14 protein-coding genes are annotated in these 17,509 nt (G+C 64.7%); 6 read left to right on the top strand and 8 right to left on the bottom strand.

The annotated features are described in order from the left end of the window. The first annotated feature begins 91 nt into the window (after positions 1-91). Entirely contained in the window at positions 92-790 is a 699-nt protein-coding gene (locus ACZ0BA_RS08795) for a chemotaxis protein CheB (RefSeq protein WP_463450907.1), read from the top strand. Positions 791-841: 51 nt separating this feature from the next. Here the strand turns inward: ACZ0BA_RS08795 and ACZ0BA_RS08790 are convergent, their stop codons facing one another. The 3 genes from ACZ0BA_RS08790 to ACZ0BA_RS08780 all read right to left on the bottom strand — a co-directional run bounded on the left by ACZ0BA_RS08790 (position 842) and on the right by ACZ0BA_RS08780 (position 3,701). Beyond that, positions 842-1,903, bottom strand: coding sequence for a nitroreductase family protein (locus tag ACZ0BA_RS08790; protein ID WP_463450906.1), 1,062 nt, complete (start codon positions 1,901-1,903; stop codon positions 842-844). A gap of 83 nt (positions 1,904-1,986) precedes the next feature. Continuing rightward, entirely contained in the window at positions 1,987-2,778 is a 792-nt protein-coding gene (gene pepA, locus ACZ0BA_RS08785; protein ID WP_463450905.1) for a flocculation-associated PEP-CTERM protein PepA, read from the bottom strand. Between the two features lie 185 nt (positions 2,779-2,963). Beyond that, entirely contained in the window at positions 2,964-3,701 is a 738-nt protein-coding gene (locus ACZ0BA_RS08780; protein WP_463450904.1) for a GNAT family N-acetyltransferase, read from the bottom strand. Between the two features lie 263 nt (positions 3,702-3,964). Here ACZ0BA_RS08780 and prsT point away from each other — a divergent pair, with 263 nt between their 5' ends. Continuing rightward, on the top strand, positions 3,965-6,769 hold the full coding sequence (gene prsT, locus ACZ0BA_RS08775; RefSeq protein ID WP_463450903.1) for an XrtA/PEP-CTERM system TPR-repeat protein PrsT: 2,805 nt from the start codon (positions 3,965-3,967) through the stop codon (positions 6,767-6,769). Positions 6,770-6,797: 28 nt separating this feature from the next. Here the strand turns inward: prsT and ACZ0BA_RS08770 are convergent, their stop codons facing one another. The 5 genes from ACZ0BA_RS08770 to ACZ0BA_RS08750 all read right to left on the bottom strand — a co-directional run bounded on the left by ACZ0BA_RS08770 (position 6,798) and on the right by ACZ0BA_RS08750 (position 12,249). Beyond that, the gene (locus ACZ0BA_RS08770; protein ID WP_463450902.1) at positions 6,798-7,598 is read right to left on the bottom strand and encodes an N-acyl amino acid synthase FeeM domain-containing protein; all 801 of its coding nucleotides are present in this window, start codon (positions 7,596-7,598) and stop codon (positions 6,798-6,800) included. A 524-nt stretch (positions 7,599-8,122) separates the two neighbouring features. Then, the gene (locus ACZ0BA_RS08765; protein WP_463450901.1) at positions 8,123-9,082 is read right to left on the bottom strand and encodes a glycosyltransferase family 2 protein; all 960 of its coding nucleotides are present in this window, start codon (positions 9,080-9,082) and stop codon (positions 8,123-8,125) included. A 4-nt stretch (positions 9,083-9,086) separates the two neighbouring features. Then, positions 9,087-9,842, bottom strand: a complete 756-nt coding sequence (locus ACZ0BA_RS08760) for a class I SAM-dependent methyltransferase (RefSeq protein ID WP_463450900.1) — start codon at positions 9,840-9,842, stop codon at positions 9,087-9,089. After that, on the bottom strand, positions 9,839-10,798 hold the full coding sequence (locus ACZ0BA_RS08755; protein WP_463450899.1) for a glycosyltransferase family A protein: 960 nt from the start codon (positions 10,796-10,798) through the stop codon (positions 9,839-9,841). The genes ACZ0BA_RS08760 and ACZ0BA_RS08755 overlap by 4 nt, the downstream gene beginning before the upstream one ends. After that, the gene (locus ACZ0BA_RS08750; protein ID WP_463450898.1) at positions 10,795-12,249 is read right to left on the bottom strand and encodes a lipopolysaccharide biosynthesis protein; all 1,455 of its coding nucleotides are present in this window, start codon (positions 12,247-12,249) and stop codon (positions 10,795-10,797) included. Before ACZ0BA_RS08750 ends, ACZ0BA_RS08755 begins: the two co-directional genes overlap by 4 nt. A 159-nt stretch (positions 12,250-12,408) precedes the next feature. Between ACZ0BA_RS08750 and ACZ0BA_RS08745 the strand changes: the two genes are divergently transcribed. From ACZ0BA_RS08745 to ACZ0BA_RS08730, 4 genes are all read left to right on the top strand, one after another. Next, entirely contained in the window at positions 12,409-13,353 is a 945-nt protein-coding gene (locus tag ACZ0BA_RS08745) for a glycosyltransferase family 2 protein (protein WP_463450897.1), read from the top strand. A 322-nt stretch (positions 13,354-13,675) separates the two neighbouring features. After that, positions 13,676-14,965 (top strand): nucleotide sugar dehydrogenase, encoded by a 1,290-nt coding sequence (locus tag ACZ0BA_RS08740; RefSeq protein WP_463450896.1) that lies wholly within the window; start codon positions 13,676-13,678, stop codon positions 14,963-14,965. A gap of 2 nt (positions 14,966-14,967) precedes the next feature. Beyond that, positions 14,968-16,023: an NAD-dependent epimerase/dehydratase family protein gene (locus ACZ0BA_RS08735; protein WP_463450895.1), complete on the top strand. Its 1,056-nt coding sequence runs from the start codon at positions 14,968-14,970 to the stop codon at positions 16,021-16,023. An 80-nt stretch (positions 16,024-16,103) separates the two neighbouring features. Beyond that, positions 16,104-17,504, top strand: a complete 1,401-nt coding sequence (locus ACZ0BA_RS08730; RefSeq protein ID WP_463450894.1) for a TIGR03013 family XrtA/PEP-CTERM system glycosyltransferase — start codon at positions 16,104-16,106, stop codon at positions 17,502-17,504. Positions 17,505-17,509: the final 5 nt, after the last annotated feature.

Genomic DNA, 17,509 nt, shown 5'->3' with positions numbered 1-17,509 from the left:
GGCCATTTGAACGACTTTTTGGTATAATTTCATTGAGTTACGGCAATTTCCGAGCGCTTTTTGTGCCGTCAACCGCTGGCCAAGGAGAACGATGATGGAACGGGTAGTGGTGGTCGGCGCCTCCGCAGGGGGTATTCCGGCACTGGAGGCGATATGCGCGGAGCTGCCTTCGGATTTTGCCGCGCCCATGCTCATCGTCATGCACGTCGGCCACCAAGGCAATGAACTCCTCGAAGTCCTGGCTAAACGCTGCCGTCTGCCGGTATCGTACGCCATCGACGGTCAATATGCCGATGCCGGCGTCATTCTGGTCGCCGCGCCGGGGCGCAATCTCACCATCGTCAACGACCATGGCAAGGTGCGCGTCAAATTGACCGACAGCGCCAATCCCAATCTGATGGCGCCCGCAATCAATCCCCTGTTTACGACAGCGGCCACCGAATTCGGCGAACGGGTGGTCGGCACGGTGTTGTCGGGTTTCCTGGACGACGGCACCGAAGGACTGCGCGCAATCAAGGCCGCAGGCGGTACGGCGATCGCGCAGGAGCCTGCCGACGCGCTGTGTCCCGACATGCCGGCCAACGCGATCCGTCAGGTGGGGGTCGATTCGATTCTGCATGCCAGCGCCATCGGTCCGGTGTTGGCGGCGCTGGCCGTCACGCCTGCCGGGCTTCCAGCCGTAGCGGCGCATGGCGCGCTGTCGCCCGGCAGGGTGCCGGGGCGACAAGGCCAGGAAATCGAACTCGGCAACCCGGGACTGCTGGCGTCCGGCGCCAAGCAACCGGGCTAGAGCAACCCCAGCCGGGACGCAAGCCAGCGTGCTGCGGCAGGGCGTCGGTCGCTAGCCGCTGACCACCGACACCTCGGCGAGCCCCAGCCGTCGCGAGCGCACCGCCGGTTTCTTCGGATATCCCACACGCAACACCATATACAGCGTCACTCCCGGCGCGAGCTCGGCCCGGGTCGCGCTTTCCAGCGCCATGGCCTCGGCGCGTACATTGTCCGGGACGGTGCCATCCTTCAGCCGGAAAATCTGGTCGGGCACCACATAATAGGGTTGTACCGCCAAGCCGGCCGCGTTGAGCCGGGTCCACGCCCGCATCAGCAGTTGGCCGGCGTCGAGCGCGCCCTGGCGACCATCGGCGCCGGTGACCAGCAGCAGTCCCGGGCCCTTGCGCACCAGGTCGGCCTCGATCGAGGCGAATACCTTGTAAATGCCAATACGGTTGAGCATGGCCATGCGTGGCCAGCTGCGCGTATAGGACAGCATCGACTTGGCGCCGGGCGGCAGGAAAAAGGTGGCGACATCGAGGCCGTCGCCGCGCGCCGCCTCGGCCTCGGTCATCCTGAGGCTGGCGTCGAGCGCAATATGCGCAAGCCGGTTGCGGAAGCGCAAGGACGATCCCTCGCGCACAAGGCCGGCCCAGCGCTGAATCGACGGCGGATCGACCAGCAAGCGGCAGCGCGCCTCGCCCTGCGCCAGCGCGGCCATGTTCGCGACAATTTCATCTGGAAGAGGCTGGTCCGCATACGGCAGGCGGTTGGTGTGGCGCTGGAATAGCGGGTGGGCGCGCCAGTCGGCGGGTGCGGTGCTCGGCACGGCGGCGTCGATGCGACAGCGGAACACGCAATCCTTGTCGTCGTCCGGAGGGAACAGGGCGGCCTGGTACAGCTGGCAGCCGGTGGCCTCGGCCATCCGCGTCACATTCTCGATGACGCCGCCGAAGGCCAGCAAGGTGGCGGGACTGTCGATGCCAAACGTGCCCTCGTTGTCATGCTCCACGAAAAAAAGGCGCAACGTCGCGCCGTCCCAGCGGAAGCGCCAGGGTTGCATGTTGTCCGCAGAGGCCGCCCAGCGGGCCGCCTCCAGCAGGCATTCGATCACTTGGTTGTTGACACTCATCTGAGGGGCTGGGCTCCAAGGGATGCGGCGGACCGGGCCGCCTGGTTAATGCGGCGGCGCGCCAGGCGCCACCGCCGGGTACATCACGCCTGACGACGGCGGTTGACGACGTGCACGCCAAGCAGCGCCAAGCCCAGCAGTGCCAGCGAACCTGGTTCCGGAACCCGGTTGAAGTCGCTGATACCGTTCGAGTTGATGGCGACCAGACCGTTCGGTCCGAACACCGGAGCCTGGGTGGTGTTGTTGAAGGCGTTGAACATCAAATCATAGAACGGCATTGGATCGACGAAGAACAGCGCGCCCTGTGGCGTCAGGTTGAACGTGGTGTTGCCGTTCAGCGCGGCGCCGAGCAGCGAGTTGAACGACGAGATGCCAGTCACCAGCGAGCCCGAGGCGAGCGGGATGTCGCCCACCTTGCCGTCGATCGAGTATTCGCTGCCGAGCGTAGCCTGATGGAAGACGTTGGTGTTGCCCGGATCGGCGTACATCGTAAAGTTCAGTTCCGTCAGCGTGTTGATGCTGTTGGCCTGGTTGATGACGCCGGACGTGGTGACGTCTTTCAGCGAGAACTCCAGATAGATGCCGTAGTTGAAGTTCAGCCCGGTGATGTTCGCACCGAGGTTGGCGCCGTTGTACCCAAAGCCGCTGTAGCTGATGTAGCCAACCGCCTCGTGGGTGTTGCCGATCGTATGCAGCAGTTGCGACGACACGCCGTTCAAGGAATCGGCCTTGATCGGTCCGACCGGGCCGTTGAGCCCCAAGGCCGCCGGATTGATACTGAATTCCGGCGATGCCTGGGCCGACGCCATGCCAAGTGTCAGCGCGATGCCCGCAGCGAGCAGCGACAGGCTTTTGCTAAAGTTTAAGTTTTTCATTGATGCTCCCCTGATTGAATTGCCTCGTTGTTGCACGTAACCGTGAGATCCGGTCTAGTGTCAGATAAGCATGATTCGGGCCAGTACTTTAGTTCACAAATACCTTGTTTGAAATCAATGAGTTGCATGCACAGAGCGTTTGACGGAAATCAAAACTGTAAAGAAAATCGACACTTTTCTCGACCTTAGTTGATGTCGCGCAGACGATTGACGATACCAGCTTCCTCACGCGGCGAGAAAAACAATGGATACAGCGAGCGCTCGCCTGGTGTGGCCTCCTTGCCCTTGCCGCCCCAGAGTTCGGTCTGTTCGCTCATGTAGGCGAAGCTCACCCATAGCAAACAAGCCGGCGCGTCCACGCGGGGATTGCTTTTCGGTTCGCCCAGTTGCTTGAAGCCGAGCATTTGCTGGTAGAAGCGGCGGTGGCGCGGATTCACTTCGATGAACAAATCGGAGCAGCCGTGTACGTCGCGGCCGTACATGATGCCGAGGTTGAACAACGACGCCATCAGCGCTTGCGATTGCACGGTCGGATCGAAGGCCAGCTTGGTCAGTTCGCACACCTTGGAACCGCGTGCGCGGAAGGCGTCGATTTCGTCCTTGAAGATCTGGTCGGCCAGGATGCCCATCGGCGAATCGAGTCCCAGCGTGAGCGTGCCGACCACCTCGCCCTTGTGGGTGGACGTCAGCGTCACGCGGTTGGGGTCGTCCGACAGCGTGTGCGTGCCGTACCCGCGCCACGTGTACATTTTGTTGATCAGGACGCTGGCCTTGTTGCGGCCTTCGGGCGTGTCCACCATACGCAAGCCGAACACTTTTTCGTCGATCAGCAGTTCCACCGCATTGCTGGGCACCTCGTCCGAAATGTCGGCCATACCCTGGGACAGCACGGCGGCGTTGCCGTCGTTTTGGGACGAAGTCATGTGCTCCTCCTGTAGTGGACGCCCGCCATAGTTGGCGGCACAGGCCGCTCTCCGGGGCATTCGTTATAATATTGATCATCATATGCCAATCTAGCGAACTGGACAATATATGCGCCGCGACAAACCGGTTCACACAATCGTGGTCCGCCCCGACTGTGACCATTTCCACCACGTTTGATGCATTTATTTTAACTTTCCACGCGAGTTCAGCGGTATAGTCTCGATGCTATCTTTTTTACATCGAATTCGCGAGGGAAGTGCGTATGTCTATCTTGGCCCGGAAAAACCGTCGAACCGGCGCAGTCGCCGGCGCCTGCGTGCTGCTTGCCGCGTTTGCCGGCTGCGCCCGGCAACCCAGCGCGGACGAGCTGATCGCCGAAGCGCGCCAGATGCAACAAAAGCGCGACCACAACGGCGCCATCATCCAGCTGAAAAACGCGCTGCAGCTAAACGCCGGCAACGCCGAAGCGCGCCTGCTGCTGGCCGGCGCTTACAACGATGCGGGCGACCCGGTGTCGGCCGAAAAAGAGGTGCGCAAGGCGCTCAGCCTGGGACTGGCCGCGCAAAAGGCGATGCCGGTGCTCGCCGAGGCGCTGCTGCGACAAGGAAAATATGCCGACGTGCTGAAGGAGACGGCAACGGCCGACGCGCCCGGCCCCGACCTGCTGATCTACCAGGGGCGGGCCCATCTGGGTCTGGGCCAGCTGCCGGCGGCGCGCCAGCGGTTCGAGGCCGCGTTGCGGGCCCGGCCCAAGGACGCCGGCGCCACGACCGGCCTGGCCCAGGCGGCAGCGCTAGCGCGCGACATGGAGGGGGCGGACCGCTACGCCGCGCAAGCCGTGGCCGACAACCCGCGCGACATGGACGCGTGGAAGGTCAAGGGCAGTCTCGAACGCGTGCAGGGCCGCGTCGAGGATGCGGAACGGTCGTACGACAGCGCCCAGCGGATCGATCCCGCCGATGCCGACGTCCACCTGCAAAAGACCTATCTGTACATCGACGCGAACAAGTTCGACGAGGCCGCGCGCGAACTGGAGCAGTACAAGAAAGTGGCCAAAGGCAGCTTGCTGCTGCCCTACACGCAGGCACTGCTGGCCTACAAGCGGGGCGATGCGGCTGCCGCGCTCGAACCGCTGCAGCAAGTGTTGAAGGTGGCGCCGGACCACATGCCGGCGCTGCTGCTGGCCGGCGCGGTCCAGTTCAAGCTGGGGGCGATCGCCCAGGCCGAGCTGCATCTTGCCAAATACCTCGAGCACGACCCGGACAATCTGGGCGCGCGCAAGCTGCTGGTATCGACCTTGTTGCAGGCCAAGCGCCCGCAAGACGCGATGGTGGCGCTGGCGCCGGCGTTGAAAGATCCCGCGCCGGACGCCTATGTGCTGGCGCTGGCGGCGGAAGCGGCCATGCAGAGCAACGACTTCGCCAAGGCCGGCACCTATTACGAGCGCGCCAACGCGCTGGCGCCGGACAAGGCGGCGTTGCGCACCTCGCTCGGCTTGAGCTTGCTCGGCGCCGGAGACCAGCAACGTGCCATGGCCGAGTTCGAGCGCGCCAGCGCGCTCGACGCCGGCTACCTGCCCGCCGGCCTGGCGCTGGTCCGCACCGCGCTCGGCCTCAAGCGCTACGACGTGGCGCTGGATGCCGCGCGGAAGCTGGCGCAGGCCCATCCCGACAACGCCGACGTCACCTATCTGATCGGCTCGGCCCAGATGGGCAAACGCGACCCGGTCGCGGCCCGTGCCAGTTTTGAGCGGTCGCAACGGCAGCGGCCGGGCTACTATGTGCCGGTGGCCGCCCTGGCGGTGCTCGACACCGAGGAAGGCAAACCGGACGCGGCGCGCGCGCGCCTGGTCGCCTTCCTCGAGCAGGATAAAAAGAATATGGACGCGATGACCGCGCTGTCGGCGCTGGCGGCCACGCGCGGCGATGCGGCCGAGGCCACGTCCTGGCTGGAAAAATCGGTGGCCGCCAATCCCGACGCCGTCTATCCGGCCCTGCGCCTGGCGACCGACCACCTGAACCGGCGCCAGTACGAGCGCGGCCTGACCCTGGCGCGCAAGACCAGCGCCGCCCACCCGGGCAATATCGACGCGCTCGATGTCCTTGGCCAGGCCCAACTGGTCTCCGGCAAACCGGTCGACGCGGTCGAGACGTACAGCCAAAGCATCAAGCTCGCGCCGCAGTCGGCGCGGGCGCGCTACCTGCTGGCTGGTGCGCAGGCGCAGGCCGGCAAGGCCGACGACGCCATGGCGTCGTTGAAAAAAGCACTGCAGATCGAGCCCGACTACGTGGAAGCCAAACTCGCGCTGGCCGGCCTGGCGCAGCGCGCCGACGACATGCCGTTGGCGTTCACGCTGGCGCGCGACATCCAGCGCCTGCGGCCCAAGTCGCCGGCCGGGCTGCTGCTCGAGGCCGATCTGCTGGTCAAACAGAAAAAGCTGGCGCCGGCCATCGCCGCCTTCGAGCGGGCGCTGACGCTGGCGCCGGACGCGGCGATCAAGATCAAGCTGGCCTACACGCTGTCGCTGGCGGGCAAGGGCGCAGAGGTGGAGCAGCGCCTGGCGCGCTGGATCAAGGAAGCGCCGGCGGCGCCGGGAACGGTGCCCCTGCGGATGTATCTGGCGCAGCTGACCATTGCCGGCGGGCGCTATGCGCAGGCGGCCGCGCAACTGGAGGCCGTGCTGGCCGCGCGCGGCAAGCCGGAGGCGCCGAGCTCCGCCGTGCTGGCGGAAGCGTCGAACAACCTGGCGTACGTCTACCAGCAGCTCAACGACACGCGCGCCTTGCCCACCGCCGAGCAGGCGCTGGCGCTGGCGCCGGAAAATCCGGCCGTCCTCGACACCGCCGGCTGGCTGCTGGTCGAGCGCGGCGACACCGTGCGCGGGCTGCCGCTGCTGCGCAAGGCGGCCACGTTGGCGCCGTCCAGCGTCGTCAACTACCATCTGGCACACGGCCTGTCGCGCGCAGGCGACAAGCCGGGGGCCAAAAAAATGCTGGAGGAGCTGTTGGCGCGCGACCCGCGCTTCCCCGAGGTCGACGACGCGCGGGCGCTGCTCAAGCAGCTCTAAGCCATCGTCAGCAGCGCTGCGGCCACACTCAAGCGGCCCAGCGCCGCCCGTAAGCGCTCTCAGCGGGCGGCTCGGACAGCGAGTTCACCAGCGACAGAATGCCGGCCTCGGCGTTGCGGCAGAAAAAATACGGGTACAGCGAGCGTCGCGCGTCGCTGCTGGCGGCCGCAGCGGTGCCGCCCATCCTGGCGATCTGCGCGCCCATGAAATCCAGGCTGATGCGCAGCAGGTGCGCCGGCGCGTTGACGCGCTCGTTATTCCTCATCTCGGCCGCCGGCTCGAACCCCAGCATTTCCTCGTAGAAGCGCTTATGGCGCGGATTGACCTCGATGAACATGTCGGTGCAGGCATAAATCTTGTACGCATACAGGTAGATGATGTGCACCAGCGTGGCCAGCGCCAGCTTGGGGTGGGCCAGCGGATCGATGGCCAGTTTGGTCACCTCGCAGACCCTGGCCCCGGCGCGGCGGTAGGTGTCGATCACTTCCTTGAAGGTGGCGTCGGCCAGCATGCCGTTGGCCGAGTCGGTGCGCAAGGTCACCGTGCCCAGCAGTTGTTCGGGTTCGACCGCCGTCAGGGTCACGTGGTGCGGGTGCGCTTCGACTGCGTGCTGGTCGCCATAGCCGCGCCAGCGGTACATTTTGTTGACCAGCATGGCGGCGGAGCGGCGTCCCGCGTCGGTGTTGGCCAGATGGATGCCGAATGAGGTCAGCGGTCCGGAGGTTTTCCAGTTGGGTGGCAGTTTGGCCAGGACGTCGGGCACGATGGCGGGGCCATAGTACTCCGGGGTGGCACAAGGTGGTCGGATGGCTACCGGGCTATTGGTCATCGATACTTCCCATATTCCGCGTCAAACGTGAAATCCGCGTTCGACTGATTTAACATATTGCAACGGGCGACATAATAGCCGTGTTCGGTTTAATCAGCTTTCAAGCTGATAGCTATCGTGCGTGCAATTTCCATTGGGAATTTTTAACGCATCGCCCGCAAAAACAGCGGACGACGTGCCTGAGATTGATATCCCGCGCAGCAAACAGGCTGCTGTACGGTGCGCTGACCAGGCGCCAGCCGGCGGCGTAGAAGGGGAACCCGTCCAGCACGCAGGCGTGTAGATATTGACGAACCGCTTCGGCGGTTTCGGTGTGACACAAATTTACAAACGGCATTAAACCATGTTGCTCACTAACACATCCGGTTTCAGCCAACGCCCATGCTGCAGTGCAGCGCATTTGTCGTGCCGCGCGTGCGCTGATTGCAATGAAGCATAGTCCGAATTCCAGCGGTATTGCGTATTTGCATTTGGAGTATATACGAAAACGCTTTCAGGGAACAAGCCGCGCGGAAATTCCCGGTTCAGGCCACCGGCCACAGCGAGCGTGCCAAGTGTTTTGGATTGAAGCCGAAAGCCGCCCGCGGTGCGCCATACAGCGTGCCGACCAGCCGAAGTCCGTCGGTGTAGGCATGCCACCCGTCGCGCGCGCAGGTGTAGAGGTAGTCGCGGATGGCGACCCGGGTTTCATGACGAAAGGCGTTACGTTGTGACGGATCGAAAGCACTGCTGCTGTCATTGATGCGGTGCAGCGCGCGCAGCGCATATTCCATGTTGCGGCGGCTGTTTTTGTGGCTCGAGGCGTTGTCGTCGTGCCATCGGTAACGCGTGATCGGCGTCGGCGTGTAGACGAAGTCGCCACTCAGCAGCAAACGGATCAGGAATTCGCGGTCCTCGCTGACCCGCAATCCTTCGTCGAACAAGCCAACGGCCAGTGCCGCCGCCCGCGAAAAGCACAGGCTCGACGGCTTGATGAAGTTGCCGTGGATCAGACGGGCCAACGCGCCGCCATCGATCCTCAAACAGTCCGAGCCGTCGATCGCGCGGCCGTGGTGGCGCGAGGGGTTGTCCCAGAAATCGTCATACAGGCGCGGCTGCACTTCGCCGTCGACCAGCAGCCGGCCGGCGCCGTAGGCTGCCACCGCGTCGGGCGCTGCCGCCAGCGCCGTGTGAAGGGCCGCCAAATGGTCCGGTTCCCAGACGTCGTCGGCATCGAGCAGCGCGATCCAGTCGCCGCTGCCGGCGCGGATGCCGGCGTTGCGGGCCACCGGAATGCCGCCGTTGGCCTGTTCGACCAGCCGCGTGTCGCACGCCGGATGGGCGGCGATCCAGTCGCGCACCACGCGCGCAGTATCGTCGCGCGAGCCGTCGTCGACCACCACCACCTGATCCGGCGGCGCACTCTGGCCGGCCACGCTGTCGAGCGCCTCGGTCACATAGCCGGCGGCGTTGTACGCGGGAATGACCACGCACACGTTCATCATGGCTTCAGGCGGCGGGTTTGCGCAGCAGCGCGACGTAGATCTGGTTGCGTAGCGGCGCCGGCCTGCGCATCAACAAGTCGATCGCCTTTGACAGGTACAGCAGGCGCGGCGAGCCGCGCACGCGGCCCCACGGGTCGCCGACCGAGCCTTCCCAGACCGGCGCGAAGCCGGCCTCGGTGAAACACTTGTGCAATTGCCACTGGCTCAGCGGCGTGATGTGGCCGTCGCGGGCGTAGTCGTCCTCGGCGAACCACTGGAACGACAGGTCGCGCATGAACATGGCGATCGACGCGGCCGTGTCGAGGTTGGGTGTCGACAGCAACAAGGTGCCGCCCGGCTTGAGCACCTGGAAGCATTGACGCGCGAAGTGGCGCGGGTTCTCCAGGTGTTCGATGATCTCCAGCGCGCAGATGTGGTCCTCGCTGGCGGCGCGGCCCTCCGAAAAATTCTGGTTCAGGTCGCAGGTGAAGAAAGGGATCGCGCCGTGCAGGCGGAAATTCTCGCGCACGTAGTCGGTGGCCGTGACGCGGTAACCGGCGTCGGCCAGCCGGCGGCTCATGGCGCCGCTGCCGGCGGCCAGCTCCAGCACGCTGGCGCCGGGCGGGTTGTGGCGGCTGAACTGTTCGAACGCATATTCATGCAGGCCGGGCAGCGCGTGGATCGGCAAGCCCTGGTAGGCCACGTGGCTCTTTTCGCTGGCGGCGGTGGCGCGGTAGTGGTCGACCAGCACGGTCGCCTTCAGTTCGGTGTCGGCATTCATGGCGTCCTTGGTGTGCGCGGCGGCAGGCGCAGGAAATGCAGCAGGAAATGGCGGCTGTAGCTCAGGTATTGCAGGCCGCCCGGCTGGCGCAGGCTGCGCCAGTGCCAGTCCAGCGCTTCGCGCCAGCGGCCGCGCCCGAGCGCACGCACCGAGTGGTCGTGCTGGGCGCCGGACAGGTGTCGCCGGATGCGCCGCTCGATCGCCGGCGGCGGTCCGGCCGCCAGCATCTGCTGGTACAGCGACAGATAGAATTCGAAATAGGCGTCCGATTGCGACAGCGAACCGCCCGTCACATGGACGCGGAAGGTCGGCTGCTCGATGGTGGCGACCTGCTTGCCGTCGAGACTGAGCTTGAACGCCAGCCAGGTCCACTCGGCATACGGCTGGTAGTCGGCGAAGTAGCCGGGGCCGACGCTGTCGGTGCGGTACAAGGCGTTGCCATTGGTCAGCCAGTTGGCCTCGAACAGCATCGCCAGCGGTTCGTGCCGCACCTGCGCCAGGTGGTTGTACAGCAGCGCGTCGACGCCTTCGAAGCGGCGGTAGGCGTTGGTGACGACCAGGTCGGCCTGCGGCTGCGCGTGCAGCGCGGCCAGCTTCAGGTCGGTGGCGCCCGGCAGGTATTCGTCGTCGTCGTCGACCATCGAAAAGTAGGGCGTGTCGACCATGCGCCGACCTTCCCAGACGGCGTTGGGCGCGGAGGGCAACTCGACGTAGGCGTAGCGCACGTCCGGCTGGGCGCGCAGCCAGTCGCACACGCCCTCGTCATAGCGCTGGCCATTGACCACGACGATGATTTGCACCGGCTGCGACGACGAGGCCCGGATCGAATCGAGGCAGCGTTCTATCTCCATGCGGCGCGACAGCTGGGCCGTGGTCGGCACGATCACCGTCACCTGCGGCTTGCCCGGCGCGGTCGCGGGCGACCGCACGGCTTCCATGAGCGCGCCGTGCTTCATGCCGGCAGCACCTTCAGGCGCCGCAGGCAGAAGCGCTCGGCGCCTTGCGGACGGGCGCTGACGAACCACAGCACGAATACGGTCGAGACGTAGACCAGCGCGCCGCTGCCGGAATCGGCCAGCAGCCGCAGCCATGGGTTGAGGCCGGCCATGCGGGCGTCGAGCGGGGCCACCGCCATCGCCATCACGGTCACGCCGGCCACCGGGCGCCAGACGGTGCGCACCACCTCGCTCCAGTCGAATTTGAGCAGCCGTTTTGTCGCGCTCATCTCGAGCACCACGTCGAGCAGTTGCGCGGTCAGGTAGGCGTAGCCGGCGCCGACAATGCCGTAGCGCCGCATGAAGAAGAACAGCGCCGGAAACAGGATCAGCAGATAGCAGGTTTGCACGATGGCGACCTCGTGCGGACGCCCCAGCGCCAGCCACACCGACGCATTGTTGGTCTGGGTGGCCGTGATGGCGCCGCTGATGGCGAGGATGGCAATCAGCGGCACGGCCTGGTGCCATTTGTCGCCCAGCATGGCTTGCACCAGCGGCTCGGCGACGCAGGCGATGCCGATGCCGACCGGCAGTATCAACAAGGTGATCATGCCCAGCAGCCGGAAATACGATGCCGAGATCTGCGCCGTGTCGGCCATCTTGGAAAAGCCGGGAAAGGTGACCCGGTTGATCGGCGCCACCAGCTCGGTCGATGGCAGGTTGGAGATTTCGTACGACACCGTGTACACGCCCAGCCCGGACGCGCCGAAGTAGCGGCCGATGATGAAGGTGCAGCCGTCGTGGCGCAGAAAACCGAGCGCGTTGTTAAGCAGCATCCATTTGGAAAAATGGAACAGCTCGCGCATGGCGCCCAGGCCGAAGCGTGGCCGGTAGTCGTTCATCGCGTAGCTCATCACCACGGTGATGGTGCGCCCGAGGCACATGCCCAGCAACAGCGCCCAGTAGGAATGCAGCATCAGCGCGGCGCCGATGGTGACGACGAAGGTGCCGAGCCTGCGCACCATGATGAAGTTGAACTCCTGGCGGAAGTCGAGCTCCTTGCGGAAGTTGACCACGCCGACGTTGCCGAAGGCGTTGATCAGGTACATCAGCGACAGCACCAGCATGACGCTCACCAGGCGCGGCTCGTCGTAGAAACGGGCCGCCGGGTGCGCCAGCGCCACCAGCGCGGCGGCGCAGAACAGGCCGAAGATCACGTTCAGCGTCCAGACGGTGTCGTAGTGGCGGCGCTCGGCGTTTTTTTTCTGGATCAGCGCCAGGTCGAAGCTGAACGCGCCGAGCACGTCGAGCAGGCCGCCGATGGCGGTGGCCATCGCCACCAGGCCGAAGTCGTCCGGCGCCAGCAGGCGCGCCAGCAGCAAGGTGCTCACCATGCCGATGCCGCGATCGACCAGGCGTGCGGTGATCATCCAGACAATGCCGGTGGCCATGCGTTCGTTAATGTGCGTCATGCGGCGCGGGACCCCGGTTGGATATGGCTGCGGCAACGTGTTTGTCCGAATAAACAGTTGTCATTTTTGCTTATTAATAAGCTATTATCATGATTCTCTCGTATGCATATGAGGGAGTCAAGCTTGATGTTGATTTGATTACACTATCCAGGAGCAGCGATGTCGCAACCTGCCGTATCGGTCGTCATCCCGGTGTACAACGCCGGCGTTTTTTTGCGCGAGGCGGTGTTGTCGGTGCTGGGGCAGCAGCCTCTCGACGGCCACTCGCTGCCGGTGTTCGAAGTGGTGGTGGTGGACGATCGCAGCACCGATCCGGCCACCCGCGCCGTGCTGGACGAGGTGGGCGGCTGGTCCTCGGTTTCGGTGTTGCGTAATCACCACTCGAAAGGGGCGGCGGGCGCGCGCAACACCGGCATCGAAGCCGCGCGCGGCGAATGGATCGCTTTCCTCGACGCCGATGACGTCTGGTTTCCCCACTCGCTGGCGCAGCGCTGGCAGGTGCAGCGCCAGCACCCCGAGGCGCACTGGATCGCCGGCAAAATCAGTCTGCTGCGTCCGGGCACGGACGGCTTCGCGCCACTGGCCGAACTGAGCGCCGCCTGTCCGGGGTCGCCGGCGCCGGCGGCCGTGCAAAGGTTGCGGCGGCCGGTCGCCGAATTGGCGCGCGACTGCATCGTGATCCCGACCACCACGCTGATCCGCCAGCGCCTGCTGGTGGCCAAGGGCCTGTTCGACGAGCGCCTGCGGCGCGCCGAGGACTACCACCTGTGGTTCCGCTGCGCGCTCGACAACGACCTGTGGATGGTGACGGAGGAGGTGGCCTATTACCGCATCCATCCGGCCAGCCTGACCCACGGCGACGCGCCGCGCTTCCTGCTGGAGGACAACATGCTGCTGATGTTGATGAACATGCCGGCCTGGCGCGCCTACCGCGCGCTGCTGATCGGGCGCCTCGACATGGTGATGCAGGACCATTGTTATTTCTATCGCGGCCGCCGGCGCTACAGTGCCGCGCTGCGCTGCGCCGCGCGCTGGATACGGCTGCGGCCGTTCCATCCGGCGGCGTGGAAGGAGTTGCTGGCGAGCGGTTTGCGCGCGGGTTGACGGCGGCCGGTGCGCCGTCCGCCGGCCGCGCCGCAGCAAATTCCTATCCGCAATCCTCTGTCGCAAACCGGGCACGCCGGCGTTGTATTCCCGCCCATGTGGCTGAAATGGTACGGCCGAGGTCGCCATAGTAGGCGGACGTATCCGGCCAAAAAAAAGACACAAAAGCTTTTTTTATCGCTTGCATTTTTTTGTCGGTTCGATAACTATTGGGCCTATCATGTAGCAATGTAAAAAATATATCTTTCCTGACGTTTTAATAATTATTTGTCAAATTGTCCGGCAAGCAAAATAGGTAGTGCGTCATTACTGGGGTTCTGCAATGGAAAACACGAATGTGGTAGCCGTGATTGGTTTGGGCTATGTGGGCCTGCCGTTGGCGGTCGAGTTTGGAAAGCGGCGCAACACGGTTGGTTTCGACCTGTCGGCGAAGAAGATCCAGCATTACCGCGACTTCGTCGACCCGACCGGCGAAGTGAGCGAGACACAATTGCGCGCCGCCGAGCGGCTGCGCTTTACCGGCGATCCTGCCGAGCTGGCAGAGGCCGACTACTTCGTGGTGGCGGTGCCGACCCCGGTTGATAACGCTCACAATCCGGACTTCACGGCGCTGGCCGGCGCCAGCGAAACGGTGGGCCGCCACATGAAGAAGGGCGCCATCGTGGTGTTCGAATCGACCGTCTATCCGGGCGCCACCGAAGAGGTCTGCATCCCGCTGCTGGAGAAGCACTCGGGCCTGAAATGGCGCGAGGACTTCCACGTCGGCTTCTCCCCTGAGCGCATCAACCCGGGCGACAAGGAACACACGCTGACCACCATCCTCAAGGTCGTCTCCGGCGACGACGCCGACACCTTGGAAAAGGTCGCGGCGCTGTACGAATCGATCGTCACGGCCGGCGTCTACCGCGCGTCCAGCATCAAGGTGGCCGAGGCGGCCAAGGTCATCGAAAACACCCAGCGCGACCTCAATATCGCACTGATGAACGAGCTGGCCATCCTGTTCGACCGCATCGGCATCGACACGCTCGAAGTGCTCGAAGCGGCCGGCACCAAATGGAACTTCCTGCCGTTCCGTCCGGGCCTGGTCGGCGGCCACTGCATCGGCGTCGATCCCTACTACCTGACCCACAAGGCGGCGACGCTGGGCTACCACCCCGAAGTGATCCTGGCCGGACGGCGCATCAACGACGGCATGGCCAAGTTCGTGGCCGAGAAAACCGTCAAGAGCATGATCGCCGCCGGCTGCTACGTCAAAGGCGCGCGCGTCAATGTGCTGGGCCTGACGTTCAAGGAAAACTGCCCGGACCTGCGCAACTCCAAAGTGGCCGACATCGTCGCCGAGCTCAAATCCTACGGCGTCGAAGTGCACGTGCACGATCCGGTCGCCGCCGACGCCGAGGCCTATCATGAATACGGCATCGAGCTTGAAGGCTGGGACCACCTGCCGCGCGCCGACGCCATCGTCGCCGCCGTGCCGCACCGCGAACTGCTAGCCATGCCGATGGGCGAGCTGCAGGCGAAGTTGACGCCGCGCGGCTGCTTCATCGACATCAAATCGGCATTCGACACCGCCAAACTCGCCCAAGCGGGACACTGCGTCTGGCGCTTGTGATCATGGACGACCATACCCGAGGCGCGTCGGCGTACGCCGCGCTGCTGCATGAACTGCGCGCCAATCCAATACGCTGGCTGGTGACCGGCGCCGCCGGTTTCATCGGCTCCAACCTGGTCGAAGCGCTGCTGCGGCTGGGCCAGCGCGTCACCGGCATGGACAACTTCGCCACCGGCCACCAGCACAACCTCGACCAGGTGCGCGCGCTGGTCGGCGAGTCAGCATGGGCCAACTTCGATTTCGCGCTTGGCGACATCCGCGTGCCCGGCGATTGCGCCCGCGCCTGCGAGGGCGTTGACTACGTGCTGCACCAGGCGGCGCTCGGCTCGGTGGCGCGCTCGATCGAGGATCCGGCGGCCACCAACGCCACCAATGTCGGCGGCTTCCTGAATATGCTCACCGCCGCGCGCGACGCCAAGGTGCGGCGTTTCGTCTACGCCGCCTCCAGCTCGACGTATGGCGACCATCCGGCGCTGCCCAAGATCGAGGAACAGATCGGCCGGCCGCTGTCGCCATACGCGGTCACCAAATACGTCAACGAGTTGTACGCCGAGGTCTTTGCGCGCTGCTACGGCATGGATTCGATCGGCCTGCGCTATTTCAACGTGTTCGGCCCGCGCCAGGACCCCAACGGCGCCTACGCCGCCGTGATTCCGCAGTGGGTCGCCGCGCTGATCGCCGACGCGCCGGTGCGCATCAACGGCGACGGCGAGACCAGCCGCGACTTCTGCTACATCGACAATGTGATCCAGGCCAACCTGCTGGCGGCGTGCAGCACCGATCCGGATGCGGCAAACCAGGTCTACAACGTCGCGCTCAACGAACGCACCTCGCTCAAGCAGCTGCACGCGATGATGTGCGCGCTGCTGGCGCCGCGCTTTCCGCGGCTGCGCGAGCACACGCCCGAGTACACCGACTTCCGCCCGGGCGACGTGCGGCACTCGCAGGCCGACATCGACAAGGCCCGCAAGCGACTCGGTTACGCGCCCACCCACCGCATCGATGAAGGCCTGGCGGTGGCGATGGATTGGTATGTCGACAGTTTGAGTAAGCAGTAAAAGAGACAAGAAGGGCCGCAGCGCCGGAGGCAAGGCGCTGATAGCTCTCATCGTGCAGTCCATGTTGGTGGGGATACGGTATGCTGAAAATTTCAAATCACTACGTGTCGAAGGTGGCGGCGAGTCTGCTGTTGATCGAGATAATGATGTTAATCGCGGCCTTCCACGCAGGGGCCGCGATCCTGCTGCTGCCGGTCGGCGCCGGCGCGCCGCCGCTGCATAATCTGATGGCCTCCGCCTTGACGTTCGCGCTGGCGATCGTGTTCAGCATGAGCACCTTCGGCTTGTATCACCAGGACCTGGCGCAGGGCTTCCGTCCGCGCCTGTTCCTGCAGCTGCTGCCGGCGTTCGCGATGGCGGTCGGCATCCTGGCGGTGGTGTTCTATCTGGCGCCCGGCCTGTACGTCGGGCGTGGGGTGCTGCTGCTGGTGCTGGGCATCGCGCTGGCCGGCGTGATGCTGGTGCGGGCCATGTTCGTCAGCGGCTCGCAGTCCAAGATGCTGACCTCGCGCCTGATCTTCCTGGGCCACGGCGCGGTCGCCAAGGAATGCGGCGAGCTGGCGGCCAATACGGGCAGCTACCAGAAATACCAGATCGCCGGTTACGTCGCCACGCCGAACGAGGCCTGCTGCGTCAACACCGGCGCCTTGCTCGGCATGGAATTGGGCGACTCGCTGGTCGACCTGGCGCGCCGCTACAAGGCGCGCGAGATCGTCGTCACGGTGCAGGAGCGGCGCGGCGGCGCCTTGCCGATCAAGGATCTGCTCGAGTGCAAGCTGCACGGTGTCAAGGTGATCGACGCCACCACGTTCTTCGAACGCGAGAGCGGCCAGATCCGGGTCGACTCGCTGCAACCGAGCTGGCTGGTGTTTGGCGGCGGCTTCGACCAAAGTCCGGTGCGCATCGTCATGAAGCGGGTGTTCGACCTGGTGGTCAGCGCCGTCATCCTGGCGCTGGCGCTGCCGGTGATGCTGCTGGCGGCGCTCGCCATCCGTCTCGAGGACGGCGGTCCGGTGTTCTATCAGCAGGAACGGGTGGGCAAGAACGGGCGCCGCTTCTTCATCCTCAAGTTCCGCAGCATGGGCATCAACGCCGAGCAGGCCGGCGAGCCGCAATGGGCGATGGTGCGCGATCCGCGCGTGACGCGCATCGGCAATATCATCCGCAAATGCCGCATCGACGAGTTGCCGCAGCTGCTCAACGTCTTCAAAGGCGAAATGAGTTTTGTCGGCCCGCGTCCGGAGCGGCCTTACTTTGTCGACCAGCTCAACGCGCAGCTGCGCTTTTACCAGCTGCGCCACAGCATCAAGCCCGGCATCACCGGCTGGGCCCAGGTACGCTACGGCTATGGCGCCTCGGTGGCGGACGCGATCCAAAAGCTGCAGTACGACCTGTACTACGTGAAAAACAACAGCCTGTTCCTGGATGTTCTGGTGCTGATCGACACCCTGAAAGTGGTGCTGTTCGGCGGCGGCCGCTAGGTGCC

The sequence above is a fragment of the Duganella sp. AC917 genome (assembly GCF_979258245.1).
This window is presented reverse-complemented; position numbering and strand designations above follow the sequence as displayed.